Annotated in this window: 9 protein-coding genes; 7 read left to right on the forward strand and 2 right to left on the reverse strand. The window is 67.8% G+C overall.

The features are described 5' to 3' along the window. The first annotated feature begins 621 nt into the window (after window positions 1–621). The 7 genes from QZ332_RS11515 to QZ332_RS11545 all read left to right on the forward strand — a co-directional run bounded on the left by QZ332_RS11515 (window position 622) and on the right by QZ332_RS11545 (window position 10,796). Window positions 622–1,689: a nucleoside hydrolase gene (locus QZ332_RS11515; RefSeq protein WP_295765524.1), complete on the forward strand. Its 1,068-nt coding sequence runs from the start codon at window positions 622–624 to the stop codon at window positions 1,687–1,689. Further along, window positions 1,686–2,561: a ribokinase gene (locus QZ332_RS11520; protein WP_295765526.1), complete on the forward strand. Its 876-nt coding sequence runs from the start codon at window positions 1,686–1,688 to the stop codon at window positions 2,559–2,561. Before QZ332_RS11515 ends, QZ332_RS11520 begins: the two co-directional genes overlap by 4 nt. Before the next feature lie 61 nt (window positions 2,562–2,622). Beyond that, window positions 2,623–3,174, forward strand: a complete 552-nt coding sequence (locus QZ332_RS11525) for an ECF-type riboflavin transporter substrate-binding protein (RefSeq protein ID WP_295765528.1) — start codon at window positions 2,623–2,625, stop codon at window positions 3,172–3,174. Between the two features lie 63 nt (window positions 3,175–3,237). Next, window positions 3,238–4,950: an ABC transporter ATP-binding protein gene (locus QZ332_RS11530; RefSeq protein WP_295765530.1), complete on the forward strand. Its 1,713-nt coding sequence runs from the start codon at window positions 3,238–3,240 to the stop codon at window positions 4,948–4,950. Further along, window positions 4,943–5,767, forward strand: coding sequence for an energy-coupling factor transporter transmembrane protein EcfT (locus QZ332_RS11535; RefSeq protein WP_295765532.1), 825 nt, complete (start codon window positions 4,943–4,945; stop codon window positions 5,765–5,767). Before QZ332_RS11530 ends, QZ332_RS11535 begins: the two co-directional genes overlap by 8 nt. A gap of 304 nt (window positions 5,768–6,071) precedes the next feature. Then, complete coding sequence (gene nifJ / locus QZ332_RS11540; RefSeq protein WP_295765534.1) at window positions 6,072–9,572, forward strand: pyruvate:ferredoxin (flavodoxin) oxidoreductase; 3,501 nt, start codon at window positions 6,072–6,074, stop codon at window positions 9,570–9,572. 45 nt (window positions 9,573–9,617) lie between these two features. Then, a complete protein-coding gene (locus QZ332_RS11545; protein ID WP_295765536.1) occupies window positions 9,618–10,796 on the forward strand; it encodes a pyridoxal phosphate-dependent aminotransferase in 1,179 nt (392 codons plus the stop codon). Window positions 10,797–10,862: 66 nt separating this feature from the next. Here QZ332_RS11545 and xdhC read toward each other — a convergent pair whose 3' ends face one another. Together xdhC and QZ332_RS11555 are read right to left on the reverse strand one after the other, a co-directional pair. Next, window positions 10,863–11,369, reverse strand: coding sequence for a xanthine dehydrogenase subunit XdhC (gene xdhC / locus QZ332_RS11550; protein WP_295765538.1), 507 nt, complete (start codon window positions 11,367–11,369; stop codon window positions 10,863–10,865). Further along, the coding region (locus QZ332_RS11555; RefSeq protein ID WP_295765540.1) for an FAD binding domain-containing protein at window positions 11,369–11,929 on the reverse strand (561 nt) is incomplete at its 5' end. The genes QZ332_RS11555 and xdhC, both read right to left, overlap by 1 nt.

Raw genomic sequence — 11,929 nt, forward strand, 5'->3', positions numbered from 1 at the left:
AAAACGAAAGGAACCCTTCCTGGGTTCCTCTCGTAACTCTCTTCCTTCCCGTCGACGAAGTCTTCCCTTACTTTTTTGACACTCTGACGGCATCCCCCGGCATGGCCGGGGGATGCCTTTTCGCTCGTCCGGCGGGGACCCGCCCCTCCTTTCGGCCCTCTCCCGGCGCGGCATGCCCTCCATAGCCGGGACCGCCGGGGAGGGCCCGCAGGCCCCTTCCCCCTGCGCCGCGGCGCAGGCCGCATGGGCGGCACGGCCGGTCGAAAACGCCTCCCCGGCCGCGTTGACCATATCGTCAAACACAGCTGGGGATCGTTGGAAGGTCCGACGAAGTTCGCCCCGGATCCACGGATATTATTGACTTCCCCATGTCGAGATGATAGTCTTTATGGATAAGGGGATCGTCTCGGGGATCTGGGGGATCGTCCCTCACAGGGCCCCGGGGAGACGGCGCCGTGACCATACGCGGCGCCGCACGATCGCCGGCGTATCCGTCCCCAAGGTCTTGGACCGGGAGGGCGGCAGCAGCGGGGAGGCCGCCTATGTCCAGGCGGACGCGTATGGACCGGTCTGCCGGCCGTCCCGCGGCCCGTCTCCGCCTCGGTCAGGAAGGAGGATCCTATGAAGCCCCTGGCGCCCCAAACAGGCCCCGCCGCCCTCCGGGGGATCGGCGGGACCGCCGGCCGCCTGAGCGGTCCGGAGGGATCCTCCGTGTCCCGCGGCGGGGACGCCTCCGCCTGCCCGGAGGCCCGGCCGGCCATGCGGGACCAGCTGCTCCGCAGGATGCTGCAGCCCCCAGGGCCCCGGCCCATCGACGTCGTCATCGACACCGACGCCTTCAACGAGGTGGACGATCAGTTCGCCCTCGCCTACCTGCTGCGCCACCCCCGGCGGCTGAGGCTCCAGGCCATCTACGCCGCGCCGTTCTCCAACGAGAAGGCCGCCTCTCCCCGGGAGGGCATGGAGAAGAGCTATCAGGAGATCTTGAAGGTCCTGGATCTGGCGGGGGAGGCGGGATACCGCCGCGTGGTATACAAAGGGGCGGACCGTTTCCTGTCCGGCCCCTCCGCGCCCGCCGTCTCTGACGCCTCGCAGGACCTGGTCCGCCGGGCCATGGCCCACTCTCCGGAGCGGCCCCTCTACGTGCTCGGCATCGCCGCCGCCACCGACATCGCCTCCGCCCTGCTGCGGTGCCCCGAGATCCGGGACCGGATGGTGGTGGTATGGCTGGGCGGCAGCGCCTATCACCGCATGGACCAGGAGGAGTTCAACCTCATCGAGGACCTCCCCGCGGCGCAGGTGCTCTTCGATTCCGGCGTCCCCCTCGTGCAGCTCCCCTGCTGGGGCGTGGCGGAACATCTGACGGTCAGCCGCTCCGAGCTGGAGCGCTACCTGCTCCCGGCGGGCCCCCTCTGCCGCTACCTCGCCTCCAATGTCATCCGGGAGGTCCAGTCCTATTCCTCCGACCTGTGCTGGACGAAGACCATCTGGGACGCGGCCGCCGCGGCCTGGCTGCTGAACGACGGGGGGCGGTTCATGGAGGACGAGCTGGTCCCCGCCCCGGTGCCGCTGCGGGCGGGCTACGCGTTCCCGGCGGGCCGGCACCCCATGCGCTACGTCCGCCACATCCGGCGGGACGCCCTGGTCAGCAGCCTGTTCCAGACCCTGATGGGAGGAGGAAATCTATGAAAGTCCTCTGTTTCGGCTCTCTCAACATCGACCACACCTACCGTGTGGAGCACTTCCTGCAGCCCGGAGAGACCCTCTCCGCCTCCGGATACGCCCTCCACGCCGGGGGGAAGGGCCTGAACCAGGCGGTCGCCCTGGCCCGGGCCGGGGCCGAGGTCCATATGGCGGGCTGCGTCGGGCCGGACGGCGGGGCGCTGCTGGAGCTCCTCCGGGCCGACCGCATCCATACGGACTGCGTGGAGGCCGTCCCCGTCCCCACCGGCCACGCCGTCATCCAGGTGGACGGCAGCGGGCAGAACTGCATCCTCATCTGCGCCGGGGCCAACGCGGCGGTCTCCCGGGAGCAGGTGGACCGGACGCTGTCCCGCTTCTCCGCCGGGGACGTGCTGCTCCTGCAGAACGAGATCTGCGAGGGCGGCTACATCGCCCGGCAGGCCAAGGCCCTGGGCATGGAGCTGTGGCTGAACCCCTCCCCCATCACGCCGGAGCTCCTGCGGGGGGACGCCGTGCGCCTGGCCGACTGGCTGGTCCTGAACGAACTGGAACTGGCGGCGCTGACCGGGGCGCAGGACCCCTCCGAGGGCGTCCCCCGCTTCATGGAGGCCCATCCCCATCAAAAGCTGGTCCTCACCCTCGGGGCGGAGGGGTCCCTCTTCGCCGGGGAGGGCGGAGTGCTCCGCCAGCCCGCCTCCCCTGTGACGGTGGTGGACACCACCGGGGCCGGGGACACCTACCTGGGATATTTCCTGGCCGCCTACCTGGAGACCGGCCGTCCGGAGACGGCCCTGGAGCGCGCGTCGAAGGCCGCCGCCGCGGCCGTGGCCCGGGCCGGCGCGGCAGAGGCGGTCCCCCGGGCGGAGGAGCTCTTCTGACGTGCCCCCGCGGGCCCCGGGGCGCGGTCCCGCTATCCTACCATGAAAAGGAGTACTCATCATGAAAAAGTTCAGTATCAAGACCATCGTCGCCATCGGCATCGGCGCCGCGCTGTTCTTCGTGCTCAGCACCTACATCGCCATCCCCACTCCCCTGCCCAACCTGAAGCTCAGCGTCCACTACGGCACCATGGCGGTCATGAGCATGCTGTTCGGCCCCATGGCCGGCGCGCTGATGTGCCTGATCGGCCACTTCCTGGGCGACCTGGCCAGCGGCTGGGGCGTGTGGTGGAGCTGGATCATCGGCTCGACCTTCTTCGGCCTGGTCATGGGCCTGCTGGGCAAGAAGCTGCGCCTGGACGACGGCGAGTTCGGCACCAAGGGCATCGTCGCCTTCAACATCACCCAGGCCGTGGCGCACCTGATCGCCTGGGGCCTGATCGCCCCCGGGCTGGACATCCTGCTCTACAACGAGCCCGTGGAGAAGATCTTCCTCCAGGGCGCGGTGGGCAGCGCGGGCAACATCGCCTCTACCGCGGTGGTGGGGACGCTGCTCTGCATCGCCTATGTGGCGGCCCGGCCGAAGAAGGGCTCCCTCCGGGAAGAGGGGTGAGCCGCGGCCCCGCCCTGCGCACCGGCTCGGCCGGAACGATCACAGAGGAGGGATGCGGCGCTTATGAGCAGCCCTATCATCCGGTTCCAGGAGTTCTCCTTCCAATACAAGTCCCAGGCGCGGCCCACCCTGCGCGATATCGATCTTTCCATCTATCCCGGGGAGAAGGTGCTGATCGCCGGCCCCTCCGGCTGCGGCAAGTCCACGCTGGCCAGCTGCATCAACGGGCTCATCCCCTTCGCCTACCCCGGTGAGCAGAGCGGCAGCCTGACGATCTGCGGCGAGGAGGCGAAGGACACCAGCATCTTCCAGCTCTCCAAGACCGTGGGGACCGTGCTGCAGGACCCGGACGGACAGTTCATCGGCCTGACGGTGGCGGAGGATATCGCCTTCGTCCTGGAAAACGCCTGCACGCCGCAGGAGGAGATGGTCTCCAGGGTGGCGGCGGTCTCCGAGAAGGTCGGCGTCGGGCGCCACCTGGACCACGCGCCGGACGAGCTGTCCGGCGGGCAGAAGCAGCGGGTCTCCCTGGCCGGCGTGATGATCGGCGACGTGAAGGTCTTCTTGTTCGACGAGCCCCTCGCGAACCTGGACCCCGCCACCGGCAAGCAGGCCATCGAGCTGATCGACCAGATCCACCGGGACACCCAGGCGGCCGTCATCATCATCGAGCACCGGCTGGAGGACGTCCTCTGGCGGGACGTGGACCGCATCGTCCTGATGCGGGACGGGGAGATCCTGCTGGATTCCCCGCCGGCCCAGCTGCTCTCCACCGGCCTCCTCCTGGAGAACGGCATCCGGGAGCCCCTGTACCTCACCGCCATGCGCTATGCGGGGGTGGGGATCTCGCCGGAGGCCCTGCCCCAGAGCATCCGCACCCTCCGCCTCTCCGAGGAGGACCGCCGCAAGATCCGGGACTGGGGCGCGCAGCAGGCCCCCGCCCCCGCGCCGGGGCCAAGGGAGGTCCTGTTCTCGGCCGAGGGCATCGACTTTACATATGAGAACGGCTTCCACGCGCTGAAGGACGTCAGCCTGCGCATCGAGGCGGGGGAGCTGCTGGCCATCGTCGGGACCAACGGCGCGGGCAAGACCACGTTCTCCAAGGTCATCTGCGGCTTCGAGACGCCGCAGGCGGGCGTCCTGCGGTTCAAAGGCCGGGACCTGGCCCCCCTGAGCATCAAAGAGCGGGCAGACCACATCGGCTACGTGATGCAGGACCCCAACCAGATGATCTCCAAGTCCTTCCTCTTCGACGAGGTGGCCCTGGGCCTCCGGCTCCGGGGCGTGCCGGAGGAGGAGACTGCCCGCCGGGTGGAAAAGACGCTGAAGATCTGCGGGCTCTACCCCTTCCGGAGATGGCCGGTCTCCGCCCTGAGCTTCGGGCAGAAAAAGCGGGTGACCATCGCCTCCATCCTGGTGCTGGACCCGGAGATGCTGATCCTGGACGAGCCCACCGCGGGCCAGGACTTCCGCCACTACACGGAGATCATGGAGTTCCTTCGGGGGCTCAGCGCCCTGGGGATCGCCGTGGTCATGATCACCCACGACATGCACCTGATGCTGGAATATGCCGACCGGGCGGTGGTGTTCTCCCAGGGGCGGATCATCGCCGACGACACCTCCGCCGGCATCCTGACCAGCCCCGACATCATCCGGCGCGCTAGCCTGAAGGAGACCTCCCTCTACGATCTGGCGCTGATGTGCGGCGCGGAGCCCCCCGACCGCTTCGTCCAGCGCTTCATCGACTGCGATAGGGAGGTGCGGGCCCATGGTTAAGCTCTTCAACTTCATCGACCGGGAGTCCCCCATCCACGCGCTCACCGGCGCGTCCAAACTGGCGTGCACGATGTGCTGGATCTTCGCCGCCATGGTCACCTTCGACACCCGGTACCTGATCTTCCTCACCGCGGCCGCGGCGGTGCTCTTCCGGGTGTCGAAGATCCGCCTCTCCGACGTCAAGGTGCTGCTGGCCTTCACCCTGGTGTTCCTGGCGCTGAACAACGTCCTGATCTATCTCTTCTCACCGGAGCACGGCGTCACCGTCTATGGCTCCAGGACGCTGCTGGTGCATATCATCGGGCGGTATACCATCACCAGCCAGCAGCTGCTCTATCACCTCAACGTGGTCCTGAAATACACCGCCACGATCCCGGTGGTCATGCTCTTCGTCTGCACGACCCAGCCCAGCGAGTTCGCCTCCTCCCTGAGCCGCATCGGCGTCAGCTACCGCATCTCCTATTCCGTGTCCCTGGCGCTGCGGTACATCCCGGACGTCATGAAGGAGTTCCGAGACATCTCCCTCGCCCAGCAGGCCCGGGGCGTGGAGCTGTCCGGCAAGGCGGGGGCCTTCCGGCGGCTCAGGAGCGCCACTGGCATCCTGATGCCGCTGATCCTCTCCAGCCTGGACCGGATCGAGGTGGTCTCCAACGCCATGGAGCTGCGCTGCTTCGGCAGGGAGGCGTCCCGGACCTGGTATCGGGAGCGGCCCTTCCGCCGCAGCGACTATCTCGCCTTCCTCTGCGGCTTCGCCATGATCGCCGTCTCGCTGCTTTTGAACATCCTCAACGGCGGACGGTATTGGGACCCCTTCTGAACACAGGTCAAGGAGGCTCCCCGGCCCTTGGGCCGGGGAGCCTCCTCCTATCCTCCGCCCTCCCCCGCCGGTCCAGGGCCCCTCCGGGCCCCGCACCCTCCCCCGCCGGCCCCGGCCGGTCGGACCTCTTTCCGAGAGGTCTGATATGTCCCTCTTTACAAATCCCCTCCGGTGTGCTATGTTAGTGATAAGTATGCAGGGAAAAGTGAAAAAATATCCTGCCTGCCCCCTCGTGCCCCGCCTGGGCGGACGCCCGTCCCCACCGGCGCGGAGACGAGGATCTTGACGAAAAGCGGGTGATCATATGGCAAAGAAGATCGAGATCATGGACGGCAACCAGGCGGCGGCATACATCTCCTACGCCTTCACCGAAGTCGCGGGCATCTTCCCCATCACGCCCTCCTCGCCTATGGCGGAGCATGTGGACGAGTGGGCCGCCAACGGCAGGGAGAACCTCTTCGGACAGCCCGTCCAGGTGGTAGAGATGCAGTCCGAGGGCGGCGCGGCCGGCACCGTCCACGGCTCCCTCCAGGCCGGGGCCCTGACCACCACCTACACCGCTTCCCAGGGCCTGCTGCTGATGATCCCGAACATGTACAAGATCGCGGGCGAGATGCTCCCCGGCGTGTTCCACGTCTCCGCCCGGACCCTCTCCGCCCACGCCCTCTCCATCTTCGGCGACCATTCCGACGTGATGGGCGTGCGGAGCACCGGCTTCTCCCTGCTGGCGTCTTCCTCCCCCCAGGAGGTCATGGACCTGGGGGCCGTGGCCCATCTGGCCGCCATCCACTGCCGGATGCCCTTCCTCCACTTCTTCGACGGCTTCCGGACCTCCCACGAGATCCAGAAGATCGAGGCCCTGGACTATGAGGACCTGCGGCCTTTGGTCGACATGGAGGCGCTGGAAGCCTTCCGCCGGAACTCCCTGAACCCCGAGCATCCCGCCACCCGGGGCACCACCGTCAACCCGGACATCTTCTTCCAATGCCGGGAGGCCTGCAATCAGAAGGTCGCCTCCATCCCCGAGGCGGTGGAGCGGTACATGGCCGAGATCAACAAGCTGACGGGCCGGGACTACCACCTCTTCGAGTACTACGGCGCGCCCGACGCGGAGCGGGTCGTCGTCCTCATGGGCTCCGCCGCCGAGACCGCCAAGGAGACCGTGGACCACCTCACCGCCCAGGGCGAACGAGTGGGCCTCATCAACGTCCACCTGTACCGCCCCTTCTCCGCCGGGCACTTCCTGGCGGCGGTCCCCGGCACCTGCAGGCGCATCGCCGTGCTGGACCGCACCAAGGAGCCCGGCGCCATGGGCGAGCCGCTGTACCAGGACGTGTGCGCCGTCTATCAGCGGCGCGGCGCCGACATGCTGATCATCGGCGGACGCTACGGCCTCAGCTCCAAGGACACCACCCCCGAGCAGATCCTCGCCGTATACGAGGAGCTCAAGGCCGAGTCCCCCAAGGACGGTTTCACCATCGGCATCGTGGACGACGTGACCTCCACCTCCCTGCCCGCCGCCCGGCGGATCGAGACCTCCCCCGCCGGGCAGACCGATGTGCAGATCTGGGGCATGGGCTCCGACGGCACCGTGGGAGCGAATAAAAATTCCATCAAGATCATCGGCCGTGCGACCAGCCTCTACTGCCAGGCCTACTTCGTTTACGACTCCAAGAAGTCCGGCGGCCTCACCCAGAGCCACCTCCGTTTCGGCAAGGACCCCATCCGCTCTCCCTATCTGGTGCGCTCCGCGGACTTCGTGGCCTGCCACACGCCGTCCTATGTGGCCAAGTACGACCTGGTGGAGGGCCTCAAGGAGGGCGGCACCTTCCTGCTGAACTGCGGTTGGGACATGGAGGGGCTGGAGGCGCACCTCCCCGCCTCCATGAAGCGGGCCCTGGCGGCGAAACACGCCAGGTTCTACACCATCGACGCCATCGCCATCGCCCGGGAGCTGGGGCTGGGCTCCCGCACCAATACGATCCTCCAGGCCGCCTTCTTCACCCTCACCAAGGTCATCCCCACCGAGCAGGCCGTGGCCGAGATGAAGGACGCGATCCACAGGACCTACTATAAGAAGAAGGGCCAGGCGGTCGTGGAGCAGAACTATGCCTCCATCGACCACGGGATCAACGATCTCGTGGAGATCCCCATCCCCAAGAGCTGGGAGACCGCTGAGGACGCTCCCGTCCAAAACAGCGCCCCCGCTTTCGTCCGGGAGGTCGTGGAGGTCATGGAGCGCCAGGAGGGCGACCGCCTGCCCGTGTCCGTCATGGTCAAGTACGGCCTGGAGGACGGCACCTGGCCCGCCGGGACTTCCAAGTATGAAAAGCGCGGCGCGGCCGTGGAGGTCCCGGCCTGGGACCCCGCCAAGTGCATCCAGTGCAACCGGTGCTCCCTGGTCTGCCCCCACGCCGCCATCCGGCCCATCCTGCTGGACGGGGCCGAGGAGGCCCGGAAGCCCGCCGGCTTCGAGACCGTCCCCGCCAAGGGCCTGACGCCCTACACCTACCGGATACAGGTCTCCCCCTACGACTGCACCGGCTGCGGCAGCTGCGTCAACGTCTGCCTCGCCAAGGACCGCGCCCTGGAGATGGAGCCCCTGGAGAGCCAGCTCAAGGAAGCCCCCAGCTGGACCTTCGCCGTGGAGGAGGTGGAGATCAAGAAGGACGCCGTCAGCGACAAAAACGTGAAGGCCTCCCAGTTCGCCAAGCCCTATTTCGAGTTCTCCGGCGCCTGCGCGGGCTGCGGCGAGACCCCCTACATCAAGCTGGTCACCCAGCTCTTCGGCGAGCGCATGTACATCACCAACGCCTCCGGCTGCTCTTCCGCCTATGGCGGGTCCACCCCCTCCTCCCCCTACTGCACGGACAAGGACGGCCGCGGCCCCGCCTGGGCCATGAGCCTCTTCGAGGACAACGCCGAGTACGCCTACGGCTACCTCCTGGGCCAGGACGCCGTCAAGCGCCAGCTCCGCGCCCATATCCGGGCCCTGGCGGAGAGCGGCACAGCCGTGGATGCCTGCCGGGCCTACCTGGAAAAGGGCGGCGACCCCGCATCCTCCCGGGCGGTCAGCGACGCCCTGCTCTCCGCCATCGAGGATGACGGCAGCGAGGACGCCGCCTTCGTCCGGCAGAACAAGGAGTTTTTGACCAAGAAGTCCGTCTGGGCCTTCGGCGGGGACGGCTGGGCCTACGACATCGGCTACGGCGGGCTGGACCACGTGCTGGCCTCCGGGAAGGACATCAATGTCCTCGTCCTGGACACCGAGGTCTACTCCAACACCGGCGGGCAGTCCTCCAAATCCACCGCCGCCGCGGCCGTCGCCAAGTTCTCCGCCGGCGGCAAGGAGACCAAGAAGAAGGACCTGGGGCTCATGGCCATGAGCTATGGTTATGTGTACGTGGCCCAGGTGGCCATGGGCGCGGACCCCGCCCAGACCCTCCGGGCCATCCGGGAGGCCGAGGCGTATCCCGGCCCCTCCCTCATCATCGCATACTGCCCCTGCATCGAGCATGGCATGAAGTGCGGCATGGGCCTGAGCCAGCGGGAGGAGGCGAAGGCCGTGGAGTGCGGCTACTGGCACCTCTACCGCTACGACCCGTCCCGCAGGGCGGAGGGCAAGGCCCCCTTCACCCTGGACTCCAAGGAGCCCTCCGGGGATCTCCGGGCGTTCCTGATGGGCCAGGACCGCTACGCCTCCCTCGCCCTGTCCTTCCCCGGCAAGGCCGAGGCGCTCTACGCCAAGGCCGCGCGCGACGCCGGGGAGCGGCTGGAGGCTTATGAAGACCTGGCGGGCAGGTGAAGCGCGCCCTGCCGGAAAACAGAGGAAAGGAAGTCGATCGTTTTTATGAAACAGGGACTGCGTATCTCCCACCGGGCGGGGCACTATCCCCCCTCCGGCATCCGGAAGATGTTCGACCTGGCCGCCCACTACCCCGACGCCATCAAGCTGACGGTGGGCGAGCCTGATTTCGACACCCCCGCCTACATCAAGGAGGCCGCCAAACGGTCCCTGGACGCCGGGCGGACCCACTACGCCCCCAACTCCGGTATCGACGAGCTGCGCCAGGCCGTGGCGGACCGTTACCGGAAGATCTGGGACGGCTACACGAAGGACCACGTCATCATCACCGTGGGGGCCATGGAGGGCCTGATGCTGGCGATGATGCTGCTTTTGGACGAGGGCGACGAGCTGCTGGTCCCCGACCCCTGCTTCCCCAATTACTATGGCCAGGCCGCTATGGCCGGGGCCAGGGCGGTGCCCGTGCCCACCTATGAAGAGCACGGCTACCGCCTCCAGGCGGCGGACGTGGAGGCGGCCGTCGGCCCCCGGACGAAGGCCCTCCTCCTGAACTCCCCCTGCAACCCCACCGGCGCGGTGCTGACGAAGGAGGACGTGCTGGCCATCGCAGAAGTGGCGGAGGAGCACGGCCTCTGGGTCCTCACCGACGAGCCCTACGACAGCATCGTCTATGACGGCGCGGAGCCCTTCAGCATCGCCGAGGTCCCGGAGGTCCGGGACCAGGTGCTGGTGTTCAACAGCTTCTCCAAGTCCTATGCCATGACCGGCTGGCGGGTGGGCTACCTGCTGGCCCCCGAGCCGGGCCATATCAAGAAGCTGGCCCAGTTCCAGGAGGGCGTGGCCTCCTGCGTCGCCACTTTCATCCAGGACGCCGCCGTGGAGGCGCTGAAGCGCACGGACTGCGTGGACAGCATGGTGGCGGATTACAGCCGCCGCCGGGACATCCTCGTCGACGGGCTGAACGCCATCCCCGGCATCACCTGCAGGAAGTCCGCCGGCAGCTTCTACGCCTTCGCCAACATCAAGGCCTTCGGCAAGACCTCCCAGGCCTTCGCCGAAGAGCTGGTGGAAAAAGCCGGCGTCGTGGTGGTGCCCGGCTCCGCCTTCGGCGAGATGGGCGAGGGGTACCTCCGACTGGTCTTCGCCAACTCCGACGAGAACCTCCGGGAGGCCGTGCGGCGCATCGGGGACTACGTCGCCAAGGCATACCCGGATATGGCGTGATCCCCCTGCGGCATAGGAGGACCGGGCAGGATGCTCCTGCCCGGTCCTTTTTCGCGCGCTCCTTCGTCAGCGGGGCATCTCTTTGCCCAGGCGGCGGTACATGGTCTTCTTCACCGCCCGGAGGATGTTCTCGTACCCGGTGCACCGGCACAGGTGGCCGGAGAGGAGCTTGCGGAGCTCCGCATCCGTGTACTCCTCCCCCCGCTCCAGGATCTCCGCCGCCGTCAGGATGAAGCCCGGAGAGCAGAAGCCGCACTGGATCGCCGCCTCGTCCACGAACGCCTGCTGGATGTCGGAGAGCTCGCCGTTGGGGCCCAGCAGCCCCTCCAGGGTGCGGATCTCCTTCCCCTCCGCCCAGACGGCCAGGTAGATGCAGGAGTTGAACGCCTCGCCGTCGATGAGGACGCTGCAGGCCCCGCACTCGCCGACCTCACAGCCCTTTTTCACGCTGGTCATGCGGAAGTCGCCCCGCAGCATGTCCGTCAGGCTGGCCCGGACGTCCACGGTCCGCTCCACCTCCTTGCCGTTGAGTTTGAAATGGACCGTCTGATACTGTATCGGATACTTCCCCATCACAGCGCACCTCCCGCCCGTCTGACCGACTCGATGAACGCCCGCTTCGCGCTCTCCACGGCGATGTGGAGGCGGAAGTCCTTCGCCGCCCGCCAGGAGTCCCGGGGATGGATGTCCTCCTTCACCGCCTGGGCGAACTCCTCCGCCAGGTCCATGGAGACGGGCCGGCCCGCCGCCAGGGCCTCGGCATGGACCGCCCGCAGGGGCACCGGGCCCGCCACGCCGAAGGCCGCGCGGGCCCGCTCCACCGTCCCCTTGCCGGCGCAGAGGCGGACGTTGACCGAGGTCCCCAGCGTCGCGATGTCCATGGCGCTGCGCATGGCGTATTTGATGTAGTGGCCGAAGGTGCCCGCATAGCTCTCCTTCGGGATCAGGATGGCGGTCTGGATCTCGCCCTCCCGGATGTCCACCCTGCCCGCCCGGATATAGAACTCGCCGATGGGCTGGCGGCGGACGCCATGGGGGCCGGTCAGCTCGACGACGGCGTCCCAGGCGTGGAGGGTGGAGGCGGAGTCGGCGGAGGTGACGCCGTTGCAGGTGTTGCCGCCGATGGTGCCGAT

Source organism: uncultured Oscillibacter sp. (genome assembly GCF_910584465.1).
In the GTDB taxonomy this organism is placed as follows: domain Bacteria; phylum Bacillota; class Clostridia; order Oscillospirales; family Oscillospiraceae; genus Oscillibacter.